The organism is Massilia eburnea (genome assembly GCF_009720745.1).
GTDB lineage: Bacteria > Pseudomonadota > Gammaproteobacteria > Burkholderiales > Burkholderiaceae_D > Rugamonas > Rugamonas eburnea.
This window is the reverse complement of sequence record NZ_WNKX01000009.1, coordinates 99,914-123,297: the sequence shown is the minus strand read 5'-3', so window position 1 is coordinate 123,297 and position 23,384 is coordinate 99,914. Positions and strand designations below refer to the sequence as shown.

At 60.8% G+C, this 23,384-nt stretch carries 20 protein-coding genes; 12 read left to right on the top strand and 8 right to left on the bottom strand.

Annotated elements, in window-relative coordinates:
• The first annotated feature begins 8 nt into the window (after positions 1-8).
• From moaC to GM658_RS13965, 3 genes are read left to right on the top strand one after another with little or no spacing between them, the layout of a single operon-like run.
• Positions 9-485, top strand: coding sequence for a cyclic pyranopterin monophosphate synthase MoaC (gene moaC, locus GM658_RS13975; RefSeq protein ID WP_155454661.1), 477 nt, complete (start codon positions 9-11; stop codon positions 483-485).
• Positions 482-1,708: an AGE family epimerase/isomerase gene (locus tag GM658_RS13970; RefSeq protein WP_155454660.1), complete on the top strand. Its 1,227-nt coding sequence runs from the start codon at positions 482-484 to the stop codon at positions 1,706-1,708. The genes moaC and GM658_RS13970 overlap by 4 nt, the downstream gene beginning before the upstream one ends.
• 60 nt (positions 1,709-1,768) lie before the next feature.
• Positions 1,769-2,464, top strand: coding sequence for a flagellar brake protein (locus GM658_RS13965; protein WP_155454659.1), 696 nt, complete (start codon positions 1,769-1,771; stop codon positions 2,462-2,464).
• A 63-nt stretch (positions 2,465-2,527) separates the two neighbouring features.
• On the opposite strand, the gene GM658_RS13960 is transcribed toward GM658_RS13965, so the two are convergent.
• The 7 genes from GM658_RS13960 to recA form a co-directional block, all read right to left on the bottom strand.
• The gene (locus tag GM658_RS13960; RefSeq protein ID WP_155454658.1) at positions 2,528-3,004 is read right to left on the bottom strand and encodes a pilin; all 477 of its coding nucleotides are present in this window, start codon (positions 3,002-3,004) and stop codon (positions 2,528-2,530) included.
• 225 nt (positions 3,005-3,229) lie between these two features.
• On the bottom strand, positions 3,230-3,922 hold the full coding sequence (locus GM658_RS13955) for an FHA domain-containing protein (RefSeq protein WP_229416899.1): 693 nt from the start codon (positions 3,920-3,922) through the stop codon (positions 3,230-3,232).
• 63 nt (positions 3,923-3,985) lie between these two features.
• A complete protein-coding gene (gene sucD, locus GM658_RS13950; RefSeq protein ID WP_155454657.1) occupies positions 3,986-4,867 on the bottom strand; it encodes a succinate--CoA ligase subunit alpha in 882 nt (293 codons plus the stop codon).
• A 13-nt stretch (positions 4,868-4,880) separates the two neighbouring features.
• Positions 4,881-6,047 carry an ADP-forming succinate--CoA ligase subunit beta gene (gene sucC, locus GM658_RS13945; RefSeq protein WP_155454656.1) on the bottom strand — a complete coding sequence of 389 codons (1,167 nt, stop codon included), beginning with the start codon at positions 6,045-6,047 and terminating at the stop codon, positions 4,881-4,883.
• Between the two features lie 59 nt (positions 6,048-6,106).
• Positions 6,107-6,673, bottom strand: coding sequence for a DUF2889 domain-containing protein (locus GM658_RS13940; protein WP_155454655.1), 567 nt, complete (start codon positions 6,671-6,673; stop codon positions 6,107-6,109).
• Positions 6,674-6,801: 128 nt separating this feature from the next.
• Positions 6,802-7,260 (bottom strand): recombination regulator RecX, encoded by a 459-nt coding sequence (gene recX / locus GM658_RS13935; protein WP_155454654.1) that lies wholly within the window; start codon positions 7,258-7,260, stop codon positions 6,802-6,804.
• Between the two features lie 119 nt (positions 7,261-7,379).
• Positions 7,380-8,453: a recombinase RecA gene (gene recA, locus GM658_RS13930; RefSeq protein ID WP_155454653.1), complete on the bottom strand. Its 1,074-nt coding sequence runs from the start codon at positions 8,451-8,453 to the stop codon at positions 7,380-7,382.
• A gap of 133 nt (positions 8,454-8,586) precedes the next feature.
• Between recA and GM658_RS13925 the strand changes: the two genes are divergently transcribed.
• From GM658_RS13925 to GM658_RS13885, 9 genes are all read left to right on the top strand, one after another.
• Entirely contained in the window at positions 8,587-9,279 is a 693-nt protein-coding gene (locus GM658_RS13925; RefSeq protein WP_155454652.1) for a response regulator, read from the top strand.
• Entirely contained in the window at positions 9,276-10,793 is a 1,518-nt protein-coding gene (locus GM658_RS29310; RefSeq protein ID WP_155454651.1) for a sensor histidine kinase, read from the top strand. The genes GM658_RS13925 and GM658_RS29310 overlap by 4 nt, the downstream gene beginning before the upstream one ends.
• Entirely contained in the window at positions 10,786-11,037 is a 252-nt protein-coding gene (locus tag GM658_RS29305; RefSeq protein ID WP_229416898.1) for a DUF4212 domain-containing protein, read from the top strand. Before GM658_RS29310 ends, GM658_RS29305 begins: the two co-directional genes overlap by 8 nt.
• Entirely contained in the window at positions 11,034-13,079 is a 2,046-nt protein-coding gene (locus GM658_RS13910; protein ID WP_155454649.1) for a sodium:solute symporter family protein, read from the top strand. Before GM658_RS29305 ends, GM658_RS13910 begins: the two co-directional genes overlap by 4 nt.
• Positions 13,080-13,241: 162 nt before the next feature.
• Positions 13,242-15,221 carry an alpha/beta hydrolase family protein gene (locus GM658_RS13905; protein ID WP_155454648.1) on the top strand — a complete coding sequence of 660 codons (1,980 nt, stop codon included), beginning with the start codon at positions 13,242-13,244 and terminating at the stop codon, positions 15,219-15,221.
• On the top strand, positions 15,208-17,223 hold the full coding sequence (locus GM658_RS13900) for an alpha/beta hydrolase family protein (RefSeq protein WP_155454647.1): 2,016 nt from the start codon (positions 15,208-15,210) through the stop codon (positions 17,221-17,223). The genes GM658_RS13905 and GM658_RS13900 overlap by 14 nt, the downstream gene beginning before the upstream one ends.
• A complete protein-coding gene (locus tag GM658_RS13895; RefSeq protein ID WP_155454646.1) occupies positions 17,220-19,208 on the top strand; it encodes an alpha/beta hydrolase family protein in 1,989 nt (662 codons plus the stop codon). The genes GM658_RS13900 and GM658_RS13895 overlap by 4 nt, the downstream gene beginning before the upstream one ends.
• 2 nt (positions 19,209-19,210) lie before the next feature.
• Positions 19,211-21,190 (top strand): alpha/beta hydrolase family protein, encoded by a 1,980-nt coding sequence (locus tag GM658_RS29665; protein WP_155454645.1) that lies wholly within the window; start codon positions 19,211-19,213, stop codon positions 21,188-21,190.
• 42 nt (positions 21,191-21,232) lie between these two features.
• Entirely contained in the window at positions 21,233-22,447 is a 1,215-nt protein-coding gene (locus GM658_RS13885) for a 6-phosphofructokinase (protein WP_155454644.1), read from the top strand.
• Here GM658_RS13885 and GM658_RS13880 read toward each other — a convergent pair.
• Positions 22,444-23,337, bottom strand: a complete 894-nt coding sequence (locus tag GM658_RS13880; RefSeq protein ID WP_155454643.1) for a LysR family transcriptional regulator — start codon at positions 23,335-23,337, stop codon at positions 22,444-22,446. The two genes, GM658_RS13885 and GM658_RS13880, sit on opposite strands and share 4 nt — an antisense overlap.
• Positions 23,338-23,384 lie beyond the last annotated feature (47 nt).

Here is a 23,384-nt window from a genome sequence, read left to right as displayed (position 1 = left end):
ACTACGCGATGACCGATCACCTCACACATTTCGACGCTGCCGGACAGGCACATATGGTCGATGTCGGCGCCAAGGCCGAAACCCACCGTATTGCCGTCGCCAACGGCAGTATCCGCATGAAGCCGGAAACGCTGGCGCTCATTCTATCGGGAACCGCCAAGAAAGGGGACGTTCTCGGCATCGCCCGTATTGCCGCCATCATGGCTTCCAAGCGCACCGCCGACCTGGTCCCCCTGTGCCATCCCCTGGCCCTGACCCGCGTCGCCGTGGACTTTACCACCGATGAAGCCAGCAGCGCCGTTCATTGCCGTGCCCAGGTGGAAACTTACGGTAAAACCGGCGTGGAAATGGAAGCGCTGACCGCGGTACAGGTCGGCCTGCTCACCGTGTACGATATGTGCAAGGCGGTTGATCGCGGCATGGTGATGACCGATATCCGCGTGACGGAGAAAGCGGGCGGCAAGTCCGGCGACTGGAAAGCATGAAGCGCCGCCGCGCGGCTGCAGGCTTGTGTCTTGTCTTGCTGCTCGCGGCCTGCGACCGCCACGGCGGCAGCCCGGCCAACCCAGTGGCCGCCGTGGCAAATACTGAATGGCACCGCAAGGACCTCAATGCGCACATAGCGCGCTGGCTGGCGGTCTCGCCCCTGCCTTCCGGCATGATGGAGGCGGGGTTTGACCGCACATGGCATCCGCTGAAACAGGGCGTGGGCGACCTTACCCTGCACAGCCGCGTGGTGTACACCATGCTGGTCGGCTATGAGGCGACAGGCGACGCACGCTACCTGGATGCGGCAAAGCGCGGCACGGATTTCCTCCTCGCGTCTTTCCAGGACCCGGTGAACGGCGGTTTTTACGAGATCGTCGATGCACAAGGCACGCCGCGCAGCATGGGCAAGAACGCCTACGGACACGCGTTCGCCCTGCTCGCACTGGCGCACGCTGCGCGCGTGACGGGCGAACCGAAATACAAGGCGGCCGCACTGCAGGCCTGGCAGGATATCCGGCGCGGACTGCGCGAACCGGGCGGCGGCTTGCGCGGCTCGGCGCCGCGCGACTTTGCCCCGACGCCGCTCGGCACGCATTCGCAAAATCCGGTCATGCATATGTTTGAAGCCCTGCTGGCATTGATCGATGCCACCGGCGACCCGCAAGTGCTGGCCGACGCGCGCGAAATGGGCGACTTTGTGGTGAACCAGCTGATGGTCGGCCTGCCCGACGGGGGCGCCTATATTCCAGAATGGTTCGACGCGCAGTGGAAGCCGCTGCAGAATGGCGATGGCTTTACCGACCTGGGTCACCAGTTCGAATGGAGCCACCTGCTGCGCAGTGCGGAAAAGCGTGGCCTGCCTGCAGTGTATTCCGGCGTGGCGGACCGCTTGCTGAAGTTTGCCGTGGCGAACGGCTATGACGAACAGGAAGGCGGCATCTTCAACCGCATGTCGCCAATGGGCGATGTGGACCGCAACAAATTCTGGTGGCAGCAAGCGGAAGGCATGAAGGCTTTCCTTGCTGCGGCGGAGCGGCCGGAGATGGCGCGCCGCTACCGCGATACGCTGGACCTGGTGGACAAGGAATTCCTGGACCGCGAAAACGGCGGCTGGTTATTCGGCTCCAAAGAAACCTGCGCCCACGGCAGCTGCAGCGCCCAGCAGCCGGATCCCTATCACCTGGTCAGCCTGGACTGGCTGGTCCTGTCATCAAAATAAGTGTTGGCACCTGACATTTATGTACAATGAGCAATTGCTCATAACTAGACAATAACGACGATGGCGGGCGAAAGCAAATTGCAGGAATATGCGTTTGAACAGATGAACCTGCAGGTGGGCGGCCGCATCCAGCTGATCACCCATCGTACCTTGCGCCCCATGCAGCACTTTTCCACCGTGATTGGCTGGGTGCGCGATGAGTACATGATCGTCAGAATCCCCATGGAGAACAACGGCCCGATCGCCATCACCGAAGGCGACAAGCTGACGGTGCGCGTGTTCTCCGGCGTAAACGTGTGTTCGTTCTCGACCGTCGTGCAGCGTGTCTTCCTGCGGCCGCTGATGTATGCCCATGTGAGCTTCCCCACCGAGATCCAGGGCACCAGCCTGCGCGCGGCAATGCGGGTGAAGGTCGAGATCCCGGCCAAGATGATACGTGACGATGGCAACCACGCCTCGGTCTTCATCGTGAACCTGAGCGTGTCCGGCGCGCTGATCGAATCGGCCCAGCCCCTGAGCCGTGAAGGCGAAACGGTGCAGCTGGACTTCACGCTGCTGGCGCCGCCGGACGACCGGCAAGTGCGCATCCATACGCCGGCGCTGGTGCGTAATGCCAGCATGGCGCAGTCACAGAAGGAAGGGAAAGATGTGTTCAGCTACGGCGTACAGTTCACAGGCCTTGACCCGGCCCACTTCACCTTGCTGCAGAACCTGACTTACGAGGCCATGCTGGCCGACCGCCAGAAAATCGTTTAAAGGCCAACCGGCCAAAATAAAAAAACCGGGCCGCAGCCCGGTTTTTATCATGCCCAATTCCTATTAGGAGGCTGGGTTGTTTTTGGTGACTGCTGCTGCCAGCGTAGCCGAAGTGATAGTGGTGGTAGCAGTCCATTTCATGGTGCTGTCACCGGCGGTCAGGGAAGGATGGAATTTGATGGTCTTACCGTCAGCGGTGGTCGCAATGCCAGTGCCAAGGGTCAGGGTGATATCGCCACCAGAGACGGCAACCGAAGCAACTTCCTTGGTTGGCTTGAAGTCGGCGTCTTTTGGAATGCCGTTGGTATCGCTGGTGCAATCGGTAGTCGAACCGCCTGCTTCCTGGGCGCACAGTGCAACTGCGGTCTTCAGCGCGTCAGCGGCGGAAATTGCGTTGGCAATCTTGGCTTTGGCGGTGTAGTCCGAGTAAGCTGGGATTGCGACTGCAGCCAGGATACCGATAATTGCCACGACGATCATCAGTTCGATCAGGGTGAAGCCGGCTTGTGCTTGTTGCTTGATTTGTTTCATCGATTTCATTTTGATACTCCTCCTGGTGAGAGACTAAGAATTAAGTGCCACACCAGGATATTAGCAACCGCCGTGCCATATCAACTTGGCAACAAAAACCCTTGGAAATTGTCATTAATTGTCACTTTCCGCGGCTGAGTTGACGTTTTTGGTCAGTCGGCCGGGAATTTTTTGTCAGTGCCGAAAATCGCATCTGACTTTTTTCGTCAGCAGCAGCCAAGAAACCAAAAAGCGTCAGGCCGGCAGGCGGAATGCCATCAAAATACCGCTGAGATCGAGGATGTCGCCAGCCTTCAGGCGCTGGGGCTGGCGCGGCATCGGATCGCCGTTCAGCAGAGGGGATTTGTCGCCTTCGACGTGGGCGGCGGAATAGCCTTCGACGGCGCGGGCAATCACAACGACCTGTACGCCTGGTCGGCCAAGGCTGGTAACCGGCTTGGTCAGGGTAAGCGTTTTTCCGGCGTTGGTGCCGTTGAGTACTTCGATATGGCCGAGCGGCAGGTCCGCTGGCGGCGCGACTTCGGCGAACTGAGTGGCCGGGGCGGCCTGGACAGGCTGGGCCGGCTGCGGAGCGCGGGGCCGTTGCGGCGGTACCGGCATGGCCGGAACGGTGGCGGCGGCAGCGGCCAGGGGACGGATGCCGTCGGTGACGAATTCGAGGTGGTACTTGGCCATCTTGATCACGTCCTTGTTTTGCAGGAAGTGTTTGCCGATGCGGTGGCCGTTCACAAATGTACCGTTGGTGCTTTGCAGATCTTCCAGGAAGGAGTCGTCCAGGATGGTAGTGACGACGGCGTGCTCGCCGCTCACTGCCGGGTGATTCAGGACAATATCGTTATGCTTGTGGCGGCCGACGGTCATGCGCTCCTTGGTGAGCTGCACCGTCTGTTCAATGATGCCTTCCCGCATGACGAGTAGTTTTGCCAAATCGATATCTCCGGTTTAAACAAAAACGGGGAGCCGAGGCTCCCCGTTATCTTACCGCTAATATTACAGCATTGCCTTCAGCAGGCGGGCCATTTCGGATGGGTTCTTGGTAACCTTGATACCGCAGGCTTCCATGATTTCCAGCTTGGCTTGTGCAGTGTCAGCGCCGCCAGAGATCAGCGCGCCGGCGTGGCCCATGCGCTTGCCTGGAGGAGCGGTCACACCGGCGATGAAGCCAACCACTGGCTTCTTCATGTTGTCCTTGATCCAACGGGCTGCGTTGGCTTCGTCAGGACCGCCGATTTCGCCGATCATGATCACAGCGTCGGTGTCAGGATCGTCGTTGAACATGCGCATCACGTCGATGTGCTTCAGGCCGTTGATCGGGTCGCCGCCGATACCAACTGCGGAAGACTGGCCCAGGCCCAGAGCGGTCAGCTGGCCGACTGCTTCATAGGTCAGGGTGCCGGAGCGGGAAACCACGCCGATACGGCCCTTCTTGTGGATGTGGCCAGGCATGATGCCGATCTTGATTTCGTCTGGAGTGATCAGGCCTGGGCAGTTAGGGCCCAGCAGCAGGGTCTTGGAACCTGCTTTAGCCATGCGGTCTTTCACTTCCATCATGTCGCGGACTGGGATGCCTTCGGTAATGCAGATGGCCAGGTCCAGTTCAGCTTCCACGGCTTCCCAGATCGCAGCGGCTGCGCCTGCTGGTGGAACGTAGATCACGGAAACGGTCGCGCCGGTTTCCGAAGCTGCTTCCTTGACGGATGCGTAGATTGGGATGCCTTCGAAATCTTCGCCGGCTTTCTTCGGGTTCACGCCAGCAACGAAAGCTTCACGGCCGTTCGCGTAGTCGCGGCACATGCGGGTGTGGAACTGGCCGGTCTTGCCGGTGATGCCCTGGGTGATGACTTTGGTGTCTTTATTGATCAGGATAGACATAGTGATTCCTTAATTATTTACCGGCAGCGGCAGCGACAACGCTCTTGGCTGCATCTTCCATGGTGTCAGCGGAGATGATTGGCAGGCCGGAGTCGGCCAGCATCTTCTTGCCCAGGTCTTCGTTGGTGCCCTTCATGCGGACGACCAGCGGTACTTGCAGGGACACAGCCTTGGAGGCGGTGATCACGCCTTCGGCGATCACGTCGCAGCGCATGATGCCGCCGAAGATGTTGACCAGGATGGCTTTCAGGCCTGGGTTCTTCAGCATGATCTTGAACGCTTCGGTGACTTTCTCGGCAGTTGCGCCGCCGCCCACGTCCAGGAAGTTGGCTGGCTCGCCGCCGAACAGCTTGATGGTGTCCATGGTGGCCATGGCCAGGCCGGCGCCGTTCACCAGGCAGCCGATGTTGCCGTCCAGGGAGATGTAGGCCAGGTCGAATTTCGATGCTTCGACTTCAGCTGGATCTTCTTCGTCCAGGTCGCGGTAAGCAACGATCTCTGGGTGACGGAACAGGGCGTTGGCGTCGAAGTTGAACTTGGCGTCCAGTGCGATGACCTTGCCGGAACCGGTCAGGATCAGCGGGTTGATTTCGGCCAGCGAGGCATCGGTTTCCCAGTAGGCTTTGTACAGGCCCTTCAGGTTGGTGACGGCGTCGGCGATCGAACCTTCCGGCACGCCGATCTTGGCGGCGATGCCAGCGGCTTCCGCGTCGGTCAGGCCGACGGCTGGATCGATAGCGATCGAGTGGATTTTTTCCGGGTGCGATTCAGCGACTTCTTCGATGTCCATTCCGCCTTCGGAGGAAGCCATCAGGACTACGCGCTGGGTCACGCGGTCGGTCACCAGGGAAACGTACAGTTCCTTCTTGATGTCGGCGCCTTCTTCGATCAGCAGGCGGCGGACTTTCTGGCCTTCAGGGCCGGTCTGGTGGGTCACCAGCTGCATGCCCATGATCTGGTCAGCGAATTCCTTGACCTGTTCCATGGTCTTGGCCACTTTCACGCCGCCGCCTTTACCACGGCCACCAGCATGGATCTGTGCCTTCACGACCCATACTGGGCCGCCCAGGGTTTCAGCAGCTTTCACTGCTTCTTCCACGGTCATGCACGGAATGCCGCGCGGTACGGTCACTCCGAACTTCCGGAGGATTTCTTTGCCTTGATACTCATGGATTTTCATGCTGGCTTTCCCTTCTTTCGAATACCTGTAAGTTTGGTTAGATGTATTTTGTACAGCACCTAGGCTGCGTCCGTCTTGTTGACGTACCAGCGTGGGTAGAACTCGGCAACTGCCCCGCCATCGGTCCTGAGGGCGTGGCACTTGTCAAGTTGGAACGGTTTTTCTGTCGCGGTGCTGGAGCGCTCGTTCACTGGCCAGACATCGTTGGCAAAGGCTTGCACGGCTGCCGTCGGCAGCACCAGGGCCAATTCTGTCAGGTGGGTACAGCCTTGTACACCAGCCAGCCTTTCCTTGACCGCATGGCGAAAACCCTTCATCAGGTTCAGGCCGATCAAGGCTTTGTAGGCTGGACCAATCGTGTTGCAATGGCCAGGATAAGGAACGGCGTCCGAACTTGCTTCGGCATCGACGATGGTCAGCTGCTTATCGACGGTCACGCGCAGCCATAGGTCGTGCAGGGCTTCATTGCCCTTGCGCGGGCCCGATGCCAGCATGGTGTCGAATGTTTTGATGTCCGTGATATGGGCGTCAAGATCCCACAGGCCATCCTCGCGTGAATACGCATGGATGTCTATGGCGCGCGTGTGCCGCAGCGCTCGTCGGGAGACAGGATTTGACAGGGACATAAGACCGATGCCACTCAAAAGTGGCCAAAATTATAAGCAGCTAATCAGTACGCCGCAGCTTCTACGGACAACCACCGCACCCGCGGTGCTGCATAAAACTATCGAAGTGTAGCATACCTGCCCGGGCTTCAGAATTCCTCGTCGGGCATGGTGCCCTTCATGGCGGTGCGGATGGCTTTTTGCGAGAAGCCGCGCGCCATCAGGAAGCGCAGCTGTTTCTGGCGGCCTTCGGGGTCTGCGGCGACTTCGCCGAATTTGCGGCGCCAGACTTCGCAGCAGCGTTCGACCTCGTCTTCCTTGAGCGATTCTTTGACTTCGGCCAGCATCTCGCCGCCGATGCCGTGGTGCTGCAGTTCGGCCACGATGCGGCTGTTGCCGTAACGGGCGGCGCGGCGATGCACCAGGTTTTCGGAGAAGCGCTCTTCAGAGAGCCATTTGTTTTGCTCGAGGAAGTTGAGCAGGGCTTCGACGTCGTCGCCCTCTTCCGCGTGGCGTTGCAGCTTGCGGGCGAGTTCGAGGCGGCTGTGCTCGCGCTGGCTGAGCAGGCGCAATGCACGGGCTTTGAGGGTAGGTTTGGGGAGGGGCATGCTTTCCTAGACCCGGTAAACCTGGGTCTGACCCAAGGGTCAGACCCCGAGTGTGCCGAAGTCCCTGGCCGTAGAATTGACAGGGTCAGACCCTTGGGTCAGACCCCGAATTACCGGGTTTAGTCAACCGCGCGCAGCTTCGGCGCCTCATCGCCATCATCAGTGACCGCAGGCAGCTCACGCACGCCCAGCGCTGCACGCACCTTGTTCTCGATTTCGCGCGCCAGTGCCGGGCGCTCTTTCAGGAACTGGCGGGCGTTGTCCTTGCCCTGGCCGATACGGTCGCCGCCGTAGCTGTACCAGGAACCCGACTTCTCAACGATCTTGGCTTCCACGCCGAGGTCGATGATCTCGCCTTCGCGCGAAGTGCCTTCGCCATACAGGATGTCGAAGTGGGCTTCCTTGAACGGCGGCGCAATCTTGTTCTTGACCACTTTCACCTTGGTCTCGTTACCAATCACCTCATCGCCCGACTTGATCGAGCCGGTACGGCGGATGTCCAGGCGCACGGAGGCGTAGAACTTCAGCGCGTTACCGCCGGTGGTGGTTTCCGGCGAGCCGAACATCACGCCGATCTTCATACGGATCTGGTTAATGAAGATGACCAGGGTATTGGTGCGGTTGATGGTGCCGGTCAGCTTGCGCAGCGCCTGGGACATCAGGCGGGCTTGCAGGCCTGGCAGGGAATCGCCCATATCGCCTTCAATTTCAGCTTTCGGGGTCAGCGCGGCAACCGAGTCGACCACGATCAGGTCCACGGAACCCGAGCGCACCAGCGCATCGCAGATTTCCAGGGCCTGTTCGCCGGTGTCCGGCTGGGAGATCAGCAGTTCGTGCAGGTTGACGCCCAGTTTTTGGGCATAGACCACGTCCAGCGCGTGTTCCGCGTCGATGAAGGCGCAGGTGCCGCCCATTTTCTGCATTTCAGCGATGGCTTGCAGGGTCAGGGTGGTTTTACCGGAGGATTCAGGACCGTAGATTTCCACCACACGGCCGCGTGGCAAGCCGCCTACGCCCAGCGCGATGTCCAGGCCCAGGGAGCCGGTGGAGACAGTCTGCACTTCCTCGATCGGGGCCGATGCGTCCATGCGCATCACGGAGCCTTTGCCAAACTGCTTTTCAATCTGGGCCAGTGCGGCCGCCAGGGCCTTGGCTTTTTCCGATGCAGGTACTACGCCTTTTTTGTCGTCCATGATGTTCTTTCGCGCTAGATAAATATTGGGTCACTACGGTGTACAGGTGGTACTGTATAAAATTACAGTGCTTTTGACAAGCCCCTTTTTGCAATCTTTGCGATTTCTCAAACTTGTAGAGTACAGTTAGCCTATGCGTATCCTATTAGCCGAAGATGACAGCGTCCTCGCGGACGGCCTGACGCGCTCGCTGCGCCAGTCCGGCTATGCGATCGACTGCGTAAAAAACGGGCAGGAAGCCGACACGGCCCTGTCCACCCAGGAATTCGACCTGCTGATCCTGGACCTGGGCCTGCCCAAGATGTCCGGCCTGGAAGTGCTGCGCCGCCTGCGCGCGCGCGGCTCACTGCTGCCGGTGCTGATCCTGACTGCCGCCGATTCGGTCGAGCAGCGCGTGAACGGCCTCGACCTGGGCGCCGACGATTACATGGCCAAGCCTTTCGCGCTGTCCGAACTGGAAGCGCGGGTGCGGGCGCTGACCCGGCGCGGCCAAGGCGGCGGCTCCACCGTGGTGAAGCACGGCCCCCTCACCTACGACCAGGTGGGGCGCAGCGCCTATATTAATGAGCAGATGCTGGATTTGTCGGCGCGCGAACTGGGCCTGCTGGAAATCCTGCTGGCGCGCACCGGCCGCCTGGTCTCCAAGGAACAGCTGGTCGACCACCTGTGCGAATGGGGCGAGGAAGTAAGCAACAACGCCATCGAGGTCTATGTGCACCGCCTGCGCAAGAAGATTGAAGTGGGCGGCATCCGCATCGCCACTGTGCGCGGGCTGGGCTACTGCCTCGAGAAATTCAACCCGCCCGCCCCGCCGGCCGCCAAGTGAACGGCGAGCAGAAGGCCGCCGACTGGGACCACGCCCCGGCCGCCGAAGAGAACGAGATCCAGCACTCGCTGTTCGGCGAGATCCTCGACTGGATGCTCGCTCCCCTGCTCCTGCTGTGGCCTATGAGTATCGCCATCACCTATCTGGTGGCGAAGTCGATCGCCAACCAGCCTTTCGACCATGCGCTGGAAGACACCGTCACCGTGCTCACGCAGCAGGTACGCGAAGTGGGCGGCGTGATTCCCCGCCTGCCCGGCCCGGCGCGCGACATCCTGCGCGCCGATGACGTGGACAATATCTATTACCAGATCACCAGCCCGTCCGGCAGCCATGTGGACGGCGACCGCGACCTGCCGCCGCCCGTCATGCCGGATCCGGAAACCCAGGAAATCCGTTCCGGCGCCGTTCTGTTCCGCAGCGCCAGCCTGCATGGCACGCCGATACGCATCGCCTACACCTGGGTCAACCTGGAAGAGAGCAAGACCCGGCCGCAGCGCTGGGCCCTGGTGCAGGTGGCCGAAACGCTGGAAAAGCGCGCCAAGCTGGCCAATGAAATCATCAAGGGCGTGATCCTGCCGCAGTTCATCATCCTGCCCATCGTGCTGGCCCTGGTATGGTTTGCGCTGTCGCGCGGCCTGCTGCCGCTGCGCGAACTGCAGGAGCGTATCCGCGCCCGGCCTTCGGACGATTTGAGCCCGATCCCGCCGCGCCAGGTGCCGGAGGAAATCACGCCGCTGGTCAAGTCGCTCAATGAAATGCTGGAGCGGCTGAAGCTGTCGATCGATATGCAAAAGCGCTTCATCGCCGATGCCGCGCACCAGATGAAAACCCCGCTGGCCGGCATGCGCACGCAATCGGAACTGGCGCTGCGCCAGACCGACCAGGCCGAGGTGCACCGTTCACTCGAGCAGCTGGCCAAGTCCTCGGAAGCGGCGACGCGCCTGGTCAACCAGCTGCTGGCGCTGGCGCGTGCCGAAAACCAGCCGCAGGCCGGCACCGCCATGCAGCCGCTGGAACTGGGCGAGCTGGCGCGCGGCACAGTGCACGACTGGGTGCAGGCTTCGTTCAGCGCCGGCATCGACCTGGGTTACGAGCCGGCCGCCTTCGACGTGCCGATTTCGGGCAACGCCGTGATGCTGCGCGAAATGCTGTCCAACCTGATCGACAATGCGCTGCGCTACACGCCGCGCGGCAGCGCGGTCACCGTGCGCGTGCGCAGCACCGAAGACAAGGCCTTGCTCGAGGTGGAAGACAACGGTCCCGGCATCCCGGCGGCGGAACGGGGACAGGTGTTCGAGCGCTTCTACCGCATCCTGGGCAGCAATACCGAAGGCTCGGGCCTGGGCCTGGCCATCGTGCGCGAAGTGGCGCAGCAGCACGGCGCGGAAGTCGACCTGTTCGCCAACCCGCGCGCCACCGATCCCAAACACCCAGGCTGCCTGTTCCGCGTCAGCTTCCCGCTGCGCGCGCCGGATACACCGCCCGAAGAAGAAGAGGTACCGCATTTTGGATAAGCTGGAGCGCCATTGGCGCCGCGTACGCCGCATGACCGGCTGGCTGCTGGCCATCTGGCTGCTGTCGACGTTCAGCATCATCTTCTTCGCGCGCGAGTTGAGCGGGCTGACCATCTTCGGCTGGCCGCTGTCGTTTTACCTTGCCGCGCAAGGTGCATCCCTGATCTACCTGGCCATCATCGCCGTCTACGCGTGGCGCATGCGCGTCCTTGAACGCCGCTATCGCGAAGAGGAAGCGGCATGAGGACGCCACTTTTCAGGAAGCTGCAGCGCTACTACACCATCTTCACCGGCTGCTTCGCCATGTTCCTGCTCGCCCTGTCGATGCTGGAAAAAGAAGGCATGCCGCGCCTGTGGATCGGCTACCTGTTCATGTTCGCCACCATCATCCTGTATGCGGCGATCGGCGTAATCAGCCGCACCTCCAATGTGGCGGAGTATTACGTGGCTGGGCGGCGCGTGCCGGCGCTGTTCAACGGCATGGCGACAGCGGCCGACTGGATTTCGGCCGCAAGCTTCATCTCGCTGGCGGGCGGCCTGTACCTGCACGGCTTCGACGGCCTGGCCTACATCATGGGCTGGACCGGCGGCTACTGCCTGGTGGCGCTGCTGATCGGGCCTTACCTGCGCAAGTTCGGGCAATACACCATTCCCGACTTTTTCGCGGCACGCTACGGCGGCCATTTCGATGGACGCGCGGTGCGCATGATGGCGGTTGGCGCCACCATCGTCGTTTCCTTTACCTATGTGGTGGCGCAGATTTATGCGGTGGGGCTGATTGCCTCGCGCTTTACGGGCGTTGATTTTTCGGTCGGCATCTTCCTAGGGTTGGCGTCGATCCTGGTGTGCTCCTTCCTGGGCGGCATGCGCGCCATTACCTGGACCCAGGTGGCGCAGTACATCATCATACTGGTGGCTTTCCTGATGCCCGCCATATGGCTGGCGGTCAAGCATGCCGGCAATCCGGTGCCGCAGGTAGCTTACGGCAAACTGCTGTCCAAGCTCAGTGAGCGCGAAAACCAGCTGGCGCACGACGAGAAAGAGGCCGAGGTGCGCGAAGTCTTCCTGCAGCGTGCCGAGGATTACGGTGTACGCCTGCACGGCTTGCCCGCCTCCTGGGATTCGGGCAGGCTGGAAGCGCAGCACAACCTGGACGTGGTCAAGCAGGGCAACGGCTCATTGCTGGAAATCCGCGCCGCGGAGCGGGCGCTGGCCGATTATCCGAAGACCGTGGAAGACGCGGCGGCACTATGGACGGCGCAGCGCGACGCCAACCTTGCACGCGGCCAGGAGCCGGTCAAGCACGCCGAGCCCTTCCCGGGCGCCAACCGCGAACAGTCGGACCAGAAGCGCAACAACTTCCTGGCGCTGGTGTTCTGCCTGATGGTGGGCACGGCGGCGCTGCCGCACATCCTGATGCGCTCCTACACCACGCCATCGGTGCGCGAAACGCGCAACTCTGTTTTCTGGACCTTGTTCTTCATCCTGCTGGTCTACCTGACCATTCCCGCGCTGGCGGTGCTGGTCAAATACGATATCTACAACTCGCTGGTGGGCAGCGATTTCGCGCATTTACCGACCTGGCTCTCGTACTGGGCTAACGTCGATAAGGTCAACCCGCTGCTGTCGATCAGCGATATCAACCACGACGGCATCGTGCAGCTGGCCGAGATCCAGATCGATGGCGACGTGCTGGTGCTGGCTACGCCCGAAATCGCCGGGCTGCCCTATGTGGTGTCGGGCCTGGTGGCGGCAGGCGGGCTGGCGGCGGCGCTGTCCACTGCCGACGGCTTGCTGCTGGCGATCTCCAACGCGCTGTCGCATGATGTGTACTACAAGATCGTCGACCCGCAGGCGTCGACCCAGAAGCGGGTGACGATTTCCAAGCTGCTCCTGCTGGCAGTGGCCTTCATTGCCGCCTATGCGGCATCGACCAAGCCGGGCGACATCCTGTCGCTGGTGGGCGCAGCCTTCTCGCTCGCCGCTTCAACGCTGTTCCCGGCGCTGGTGGCAGGCGTGTTCTGGCAGCGCGCGAATCACCAGGGAGCCATGGCGGCCATGGTGGCGGGCTTCTTCACCTGCCTGTATTACATGCTGCACGCGAACCCGGTACTTGGCGGCAGCGTCAGCGGCCAGTGGTTCGGCATCGCCGCCAATTCAGCCGGTGTGTTCGGCGTGCCGGCGGGTCTGGCGGCCTTGGTCGTGGTCAGTTTGCTGACGCCAGCGCCCAACGAGCGCACCTTGTCGCTGGTGCGGCACATCCGGACGCCGGAACAAGGGAAGTGACAGTGCTCGCGCATTTCGGCGATGGGATGTCGCGACCACGCCACACAAGGGCACGGGAAAAAGCCAATGTGACATTTGGCGAGATTTAAATCTTGCCACTACAGTAACATGCATTTCCCGTGAAACCTTTATTCCTCGCCTTTCGCAAGCACAAGGACACCCATGATCAAGTATTTACTGGCCGGACTGGCCACCGTGGCCGGTCTGGCCGACGCTGCGCCACCAGCCCAGCACTTCTTCGAATCGCCGCACTACAAAGAAGTAATGATCTCGCCGAGCGGCCGCTACTTGGCTTTGCGCGTCGGCGACAACGAAGCCAGGGATTCGCTGGCTGTGGTTGATACCGAAACGCTGCAAATCGTCAGCGGGAAACGGGTGAACAACTACGACATCGGCAACATCCGCTGGGTCAACGATGAGCGCCTTGTATATTCCGTGCTGGACAACAGGACCAAATGGGGCGACTGGAATTATGCGCCGGGGCTCTACGCCTTCAGCCGCGACGGTAAGGAAACACGCCAGCTGGTTGATCACGAATGGGCAAAATCGGATCTTGGCACGCTGATCAAGTCTCGACTTGAGCCATGGAATACCTACCTGATGGAGCAGGATGGCGGGCAGGATTCCAACTTCATCTACCTCAGGCGTCTGATCTGGACGAAAAAGGCTGGGTATGACCTTGAGCGTACCGAACTGATCAAGCTTGATACAGTGAACGGCCAATCAAGCACATTGTCCCATCCCGGCACGGCGCAAGGCTGGATGCTGGACGCGAAGGGCATCCCGGCAATCATGGTCTCTTCGAAAGACAACGTCGAAACCATCCATTACCGCAACGCGAGCGGCGAATGGCGCGACGTCGCAACACAAACCGCGTATGGCGTTAACGAGGAAGGCATCTCGCCGATCGGTTTCTATGACGATAAGCGCCTGCTAGTCATGACCCGCACGTCGGGCGACAAAGCCGCGTTGTACCTGATGGACCTGGCCACTGGCAAGGTCGATCCTGAGCCATTGGTGGCATTGGCGGACTTCGACTTCAACGGCGGCGTGGTCTATTCCAATAATCGGATGGTCGGCATCCATTACCAGGCCGATGCTTGGTCAAGCGCTTGGTTCGACCCGGCGCTGCAAGCGGCCCAGAAAGAGGTAGACCGGAAACTGACTGGCCTGATCAACATCATCACCCCGCCGACGCATCCGGAAACCAGTTGGATGCTTGTAGCCAGCTACTCGGACCGTCAGCCAATTTTTTATTCCCTGTACAACAGCAAGACCCATGAAATCAAAGGCATTGGTGGCAGGCACCCCGACATCAAGGCTAGCGAAATGGGCCGCCAGGATATGATCAAATATCGCGCCCGCGACGGCATGGATATCCCCGCTTGGCTGACGATGCCGGCCAAGGGCGGCAAGAAGTTACCGATGGTGGTGCTGGTACACGGCGGCCCCTATGTGCGCGGCAATTCGTGGGGCTGGGACGTCGCAGGCCAGTTCCTCGCCTCGCGTGGTTACGTCGTGCTGGAACCTGAATTCCGCGGTACCACGGGCTATGGCTTCAAATTGTTCAAAGCAGGATTGAAACAATGGGGCCTGAAGATGCAGGACGATATTGCCGACAGCGTCAAATGGGCGGTGGACAAGGGTATCGCCGACCCTGATCGTGTCTGCATCATGGGTGCAAGCTATGGTGGCTATGCGACTTTGATGGGCCTGGTCAACGATCCGGGCTTGTACCGCTGCGGCATTGCGTATGCTGCGGTTACCGATATACCGCTGCTGTATGACAGTGGCATGGCCGTCCTGTCCGAAGTAAGCCCTGATTACAAGACCTACGGTATGCCAACCCTGGTGGGTGAGCCGGAAAAAGACGCCGCACAATTCGACGCGACCTCTCCGCTGAAACAAGCCGCGCGTATCAAACGGCCATTGCTGCTCGCGCACGGCACCGATGATATCCGCGTTCCTTACCCTCACTTCATCAAGATGCGCAGCGCACTGCAAGAAGCCAAAGCCAATGTCGAATTCGTCGAATATGTGGGTGAAGGCCACGAATGGAGCACGCTGAAAACCCGCCTGGACTTCTGGGGCCGAGTCGAAAAGTTCCTCGACAAGAATATTGGACAAAATGCCCATCAATAAGGTCAGCGGAATGTTGCTGACAGCATTGTTCATGCTGTCAGCATTTGGAGCGGAAACACAACAGGACTCACCAGCTAAGCCGCAACCAGCGCCGGTATCTGCCTATTTTGCAAATCCTGACTTTGTACAGGCAGCGCTTTCGCCCAGCGGCAAATACCTGGCTGCGATCGTCAGCCACGAGACCGAGCATGACCGCCTGATCGTCATCGACCTTGAGACGCTGAAGTCCAATGTGGCAGCGCACTTTGCACTGGATGATGTCAGCCAATTCCAATGGGTGAATGACGAGCGCCTCGTTCTAGCTGCCGGGAATAAGAATATTCCGGAGGGCGCGATTCAAGCTGAGTCGGGTCTGTTTGCCGTCAATCGGGACGGGAGCAAGCCGATTCAGCTTGCGGCGCGAGGCCGGATAGCTCGGGGGAAATTGCCCCTCAATACTTACTTGCTTAAGCAGACCGGGGCACAGGACTCCGACTTTATTTATATCGAAAATCGAAACTTTGACAAAGAGGACGGAAGATTCACCGGAACAGTCGACCTTAAGAAGCTGAACGTCGTCACAGGTTTGGCCGAATGGGCAAATATTCCGAAAGCAGACCCTACCGGCTGGGTGCTTGACCAACATGGCGAACCACGTATCGCACTCACCCGCAATCAGGGCAACACGATTCCCTATTTACAAAGGGAGCCGGGTAAATGGGAAATACTGGTTGCGACAGGCCCGGACAACAAGCCGTGGGCCGTGCGGCCGCTGACATTCGCCAGCGATAATTTGCTCTATGTCACCAGCCCGCTAGATGACAAGGCAATGGTCAGGGCTCTAGACCTTGCCACCATGAAGCTTGGTGAACCTTTGATTGAACTTGATGGCTATGACTTTGACGGCGAATTATTCATCCGTGATGGCAAACTGGCCGGAATGCGATACTCCACCGAAGGTGATGGCAATATGTGGTTTGATGCCGAGCTTAAAGCCACCCAGGCGGACATCGACAAGCTGTTGCCGAATACTGTCAACTTGCTAATGCTGGCAAAGAAAGCCAACAGCAACAATGTTCTCGTATATTCCTACTCCGACCGCCATCCGCCAGCCTACTACGCATATCGCAGGAATAGCCACCAGTTGGTCAAAGTGGGCCAGCAATTTCCCGAAATCGATCCGGCCAAGCAAGCAAGTCAGAAAATGGTCGCCTATAGCGCTCGGGACGGCATGCGTATCCCTGCGCTGCTCACCCTGCCACCAACGCAGGCAACGACAAAGGCCCCGATGGTCGTTCTGGTTCATGGCGGGCCTTACGTTCGCGGCAGCAAATGGGGTTGGAATTCCGAATCCCAATTCCTTGCGTCAAGAGGTTACGTCGTACTGGAGCCGTTCTTCCGTGGTACCACGGGCTTCGGAGCTAAGCACTTCGAGGCCGGCTGGAAGCAATGGGGCCTGAAGATGCAGGACGATCTCGCCGATGGAGCGCGCTGGGCCGTGGAAAACGGCTATGCCGACCGCCGCCGAATCTGTATTGCAGGGGGAAGCTATGGCGGTTACGCAGCATTGATGGGAATCCTGAACGACCCCGACCTTTTCCAATGCGCAGTCGATTTCGCAGGCGTGACCGACTTCGAGTTGTTTTACAACGGCCACTGGCTTTACACCTCGGACATGACAGCCGAAGCGAAGGAATATGGTTTGCCGGTTCTTGTAGGAAACTTGGAAAAGGATGCCGCACAACTCAAAGCAACTTCCCCGCTCGAGCAAGTGGAACGAATCAGGCGACCGATCCTGATGGGTCACGGCGACGCTGATCACCGCGTGCCGATCTTGCACAGCAAGCGATTTTTGCGGGAGGTTCGCGTACATAACAGAAAAGTTGAATTTGCTGAATACGACGATGAGGGCCATGGCCTGAAGCTGGCCAAGAACCGCATCGATTTCTGGACCCGGGTGGAACGCTTCCTGGACCGTAATATCGGCAAAGACTCTCCAAAGCAATTGCCTTACAACGAATGAAAACACTCTCCCTCACCCTCACTATCGCGATGGGGCTGGCCGCTGCGCCGGCCGCCATCGCGGCAGTGGCTCCGCCACCGGTGGAAGCCTTTTTTGAAAACCCTGCCTTCAGCGGCGCCCTTATTTCCCCGGACGGCAAATACCTGGCCGCCAAGATCGGCGCCAAAGGCAAGCGCAATATGCTGGCCGTGGTCGACCTGGCCACGAAGAAAGCGCAAATCGTGGCGCACTTCAGCGACACCGATATCGGCAATGTGCAATGGGTGAATGCGCAGCGCCTGCTGTTCGATACCGCCGACCGTGAGGCGGCACAGGGCGATGCGGACTACGCGCCCGGCCTGTATGCGGTGGACTGCGATGGCGGCCGCTTCAAGCAACTGGCTTCGCGCATGGGTGAAGGCCTGAAGAAGAGTTCGGCGCAGCGCGATATGCTGCCGTGGCACACGGCCATGCTGCCGCAGACCGGTCCGCAGGACTCGGACTGGGTCTACGTAAACGACCAGGCGGTTGACAATCGCGGCATCATTGAACACGTCAGGCTGCTGCGCGTGAATACCGTCACCGGCCGCACGCAGTCGGTCGAGCGGCCTGGCGACGTCCAGTTCTGGCTACTGGACCAGGAAGGCCGCCCGCGCCTTGCCAGCATGATCGACAAGGACGAGGTCAGCATCAAGGTGCGCGACAATGAAAGCGCACCATGGCGTAACCTTGCCACCTTCAAAGCCTTCGGCCTGACCCACGGCGTCATGAGGCCAGTGGCCTTTGGCGGCGGCGACACCTTGTATGTCGAGGCCCAGCATGGCGCCGACAAGCGCTCCATCTACCGCGTCGACCTGGCCAGCGGCAAGATGGATGAGCAACCCCTCATTACGCTGGAAGGCTATGACTTTACTGGCCGCCTGGTGGTACGTGATGGCAAGCTGGCAGGCGTGCATTACCTGCAGGATGGCGAGGGCACGCAATGGTTCGACCCTGCATTGCAGGCGCTGCAGGCCGATATCGACAAGACGCTGCCGCAGACCGTCAACATGCTCGAGCTTCCGGCCGATGCCAAGGCCAGTAATGTGCTGGTGCGCGCCTTCTCCGACGTTCGTCCAACCAGCTACTACGTCTACGACCGCAGTGCAAAAACCCTGAGCAAGGTCGGCGACACCTATCCCGCCATCGATCCTGAACTGATGGGCCATCAGGAACAGGTGCGCATCAAGGCGCGCGACGGCATGGAATTGCCAGTCATGCTCACGCTGCCGGCGCAGAAAGCTGCGCAAAAGCTGCCCATGGTGGTGCTGGTGCATGGCGGCCCCTACCTGCGCGGCACGCGCTGGGCATGGAACCCTGAGGTGCAATTCCTTGCCTCGCGTGGATACGCCGTCCTGCAACCGGAATTCCGCGGCAGCGCGGGTTATGGCCAGCGTCTTTTGGTCGCCGGCTGGCAGCAGTGGGGCCTGACCATGCAGGACGATATCGCCGATGCGACCAAATGGGCCATTGCGAAAGGCTATGCCGATCCAAAGCGCATCTGTATCGCTGGCGCCAGCTATGGCGGCTATGCCACGCTGATGGGCCTGGTCAACAATCCCGAGCTGTACCGCTGCGGGGTTGAGTGGGCAGGCGTCACCGACATCAATCTTCTGTTCAGCGGGCATTGGATGTACCGCGACGATTCCAGCGTCACTTACCGCCGCTACGGCATGCCGGTGATGATCGGCGATCCGGAAAAGGACGCAGCGCGCTTCAAGGCCACCTCGCCGGTCGAACAGGCCGACCGCATCAGGCAACCGCTGCTGATGGCCCACGGCGGCGCCGACATGCGTGTGCCGCTGGTGCATGGCCTGAAAATGCGCGACGCCGTGCAGCGCAATAACAAGCAGGTGGAATGGATCGAGTATGCGCAGGAGGGCCACGGCTGGTACCTGCCGTCCAGCCGCATCGACTTCTGGAACCGGGTCGAGACCTTCTTGCAACGTAATATTGGAAAAGAATAACCGTGATCAAACCCTTTCTGATTTCGCTGCTGGGCTTCAGCAGCATGGCCCAGGCCGCAGTACCGCTACAAAACTTCTTTGCGGCGTCCCAGTTCAAACAGGCGGAAATTTCTCCCAGCGGTCGCTACCTGGCGCTAAGGATCGGCAACGACAAGCTGCGCGACGGCATGGTCGTGCTCGACAGTGAGACGGGCGCCCCAGTTGGCGGGACGCGCCTCGACGGCCTCGATGTCGGCCAAATCCGCTGGGTCAACGACAATCGCCTTGTGCACACCGTGGTGGACCACAGCCTGGGTCCTGGCGATATGCGCTTTGCCCCCGGCCTGTATGCCATCGACCGCGACGGCAAGAACCGCCGCCAGCTGGTGCAGCAGGCTGCCTATATGTCCAGCACGGGCACCCAGATCACCCACCGGATCGAACCGTGGAACACTTACTTGATGAGTGACCTGGGCGCCCAGGATTCGGAATCGCTTTACCTGCTGCGCCCCGTGTGGGATGAGGACAGCTACGCTTTACTGCGCATGGACCTGATCCAGCTGAACACCTCGACTGGACTGTCGCGCTTCGTTGCGCGTCCCGCGGCGCCGAGCGACTGGATGCTTGACCAGAAGGGTCAGCCCAGCGTCATGGTGTCCGAAAAGGACGGCCAGGAAACGGTGCATTATCGCGATCCGGCCAACGGAGAATGGCGCGAACTGGCCAGGTTTAAGTCCTATGGTGACGGAGGCGATATCACGCCGGCAGGGTTCATCGATGACAAGCGCATGCTGGTCAGGGCGCGCTTGAAGGGCGACAAGGCGGCGCTGCATGTGCTGGACCTGGCCAGCGGCAAGGTCGATCCGGAGCCTTTGGTATCGCTGGGCGACTTCGATTTCAGCGGCGGCATGGTGTATTCGAACAAGCGCTTGCTGGGCGTACACTATGTGGGCGATGCGCGCGGCACTATCTGGTTCGATGCCAACATGAAGGCCGTCCAGGCTGAAGTGGACAAGAAGCTGCCGGGATTAATCAACATCATCACGCCCCCCGTTGCGCCGGAAGTACCGTGGGTGCTGGTTGCGAGCTATTCTGACCGCCAGCCGGAAACCTACTCGCTGTTCAATAGCAAGACCAATGCGTTGAAGGTGATCGGCATCAGCCATCCGGACATCAAGCCGGCGGAAATGGGCAACCAGGAGCTGGTGAAAATCAAGGCACGCGACGGCCTGGACCTGCCGGCCTGGCTCACACTGCCGGCCAAGGGTGGCAAGCAGTCGCCGTTGGTGGTGGTGATCCACGGCGGCCCCTACATGCGCGGCACCGAATGGGGCTGGTCGCCCGAATCGCAGTTCCTGGCCTCGCGCGGCTACGCAGTGCTGGAGCCGGAATTCCGCGGCAGCACCGGCTATGGCAATGGCCTGTTCAAGGCCGGCATGAAGCAGTGGGGCCTTGCGATGCAGGACGATATCGCCGACAGCGTGAAATGGGCTGTGGCGCAGGGCTACGCCGATCCGCGCCGGGTCTGCCTTCTGGGCGGAAGCTATGGCGGCTATTCCACGCTGATGGGCCTGGTCCGGGATCCGGAGCTGTACCGCTGCGGCGTGGCCTATGCCGCCGTGACTGATATTCCACTGCTGCTGGATAACGGCATGTCCTGGGCTACCGACCTGCCGGACGACTACCGCAAATTCGGCGTCCCTGTGCTGCTGGGCGACGTAAAGGCCGATGCCGAACGCTTTAACGCCACTTCTCCGCTGAAGCAGGCTGCGCGCATCAAGCGTCCGCTGCTGCTGGCGCATGGCAGCGACGACCGCCGTGTACCGCGCGAGCATTTCGGCAAGATGCGCAGCGCGCTGGAAGCCAGCCATGCCGACGTGGAATACATCGAGTACGCGGGCGAAGGCCATGGCTGGAGCACCACCGAGCACCGCCTGGACTTCTGGAGCCGGGTTGAAAAATTCCTCGACAAGCATATCGGCGCAGGGGCAAAAACGGAGTAAGCTGGCGGCTCGTCCATTCACTTACCTGAAGGAGGCAGCGCCATGTCGTCTGGCAAGATCCTGGTCGCACAAGGGGGCGGTCCGACCGCCGTGATCAACCAGTCGCTGGTGGGCGTGGTGCTGGAGGCGCGCCGCTTCCGCAACGTCACGCGCATCTATGGCGCGCTGCACGGCGTGCGCGGCATCGTCGACGAGAACTTTGTCGACCTGACGCAGGAGACCAGCCATAACCTGGAACTGGTCGCCGCCACGCCCTCGTCCGCCCTCGGCTCCACGCGCGACAAGCCGGACCTGAAGTACTGCGAAGACATCTTCAAAGTGCTGCGGGCGCACGAGATCGAGCACTTCTTCTACATCGGCGGCAACGATTCGTCAGACACGGTGCGCATCGTGTCCGAGCAGGCGCGCGCCGCCGGCTATCCGCTGCGCGCCATCCATATCCCCAAAACCATCGACAACGACCTGGTAGGCAACGACCACACGCCGGGATTCCCGTCCGCAGCGCGCTTCGTTGCGCAGGCCTTCGCCGGCGCCAACCTGGATAACGCATCGCTGCCGGGTGTGTACGTGGGCGTGGTGATGGGCCGCCATGCCGGCTTCCTGACGGCCGCCTCCGCCTTGGGCAAGAAATTCCCGGAGGATGGACCGCACCTGATCTACTTGCCGGAGCGCGTCTTCTCCGTCGAGCGCTTCCTGGCGGATGTGAAGGATACATACGCGCGCTATGGGCGCTGCGTGGTGGCGGTGTCCGAAGGCATCCACGACGCATCGGGCGAACCGATCGCTACCCTGCTGGCGAAGGAAGTGGAGCGCGATGCGCATGGCAATGTGCAGCTGTCCGGCACCGGCGCGCTGGCCGATCTGCTGTGCGACGAGATCAAGGACAAGCTGGGCATCAAGCGCGTGCGCGGCGACACCTTCGGCTACCTGCAGCGCTCCTTCATCGGCTGCGTGTCGGACGTGGACCAGCGCGAAGCGCGTGAAGTGGGCGAGAAGGCCGTGCAATTTGCCATGTGGGGCGACCGCGATGGCTCGGTGGCGATCAAGCGCACCGGCTTCTACTCAGTCGACTACGAGCTGCTACCGCTGGAAGCCGTGGCAGGCAAGACACGCACCATGGAAGATGAGTTCATCGACGAAAAGGGAACCGGCGTGACCGACGCCTTCCGCATGTACCTGCGGCCCCTGCTCGGTTCCGGCATGCCGGACGCATACCGCCTGCGGCCGGCGCCGGTACCGAAGATCCTCAAGCGCTAGAACAGCGCAGGCAATTCCGCTGCCAGGAAGTCGGACAGGACACGGACCTTGGTTTGCAGGTGGCGGTTGCCTGGATAGACAATGTAGGCAACGCGCGGCTGCAATTGCCAGGCCGGCAGCACACGTTCCAGCGCGCCTTGCGCCAGCAGGGGGCGGGCGATGAAGGACGGCAGCGAGCCGATGCCTTGCCCGGCCGCCAGCATCTGCCCCAGCATCAGGCTGTTGTCCAGCCACATGCGCACTGGAAGCTCGATTTCGCAGACGCCATCCACACCCTCCAGCCGCCACAGGCCCGGCGTTTCAGCGAGGCGGAAAGCCAGCGCGCGTTGCGCCAGCAAGTCGGATGGCTTCTGCGGCGTGCCGTGCTGGCGCAGGTAAGCCGGCGACGCGCAAAGCCATTGTTCCACTTTGCCGGCGGCGCGCACCACCAGCGTGGAATCGGGCAGCGTGGTGCGCACGCGCAGCGACAAGTCGAAGCCTTCCGCCACCACATCCAGCAAACGGTCCGCCATGGTGAGTTCAACATCGATCTCAGGATATTGATCCATGAAGCGCGCCAGCAAAGGGGATAGCACCGACAGGCTGAGCGACATGGGAGCGTTGATGCGCACGCGGCCTTTCATCGCGGCCTGTTCGCCGCTGGTGCTGCGTTCGAGTTCATCGAGTTCGTCGAGCAGGCGGCAGCATTCCTGGTAATAGGCGCGGCCGGTGTCGGTCAGCCTCATGGTGCGCGTGGTGCGCAGCAGGAGTGCGGCATGCATGCTTTGCTCCAGCCAGCGCACCTGCTTGCCGACAGCAGCCGGGGTCAGGCCCAGCTCCTCCGCTGCCTTGCTGAAGCTTGCCCGGTCGACTACGCGTCGAAACCCATGCATGGCCGCCAGCTTGTCCATTCGATCCTCCCAGTAAATAGTATTTATCCAGAATGCTGGATTATCTT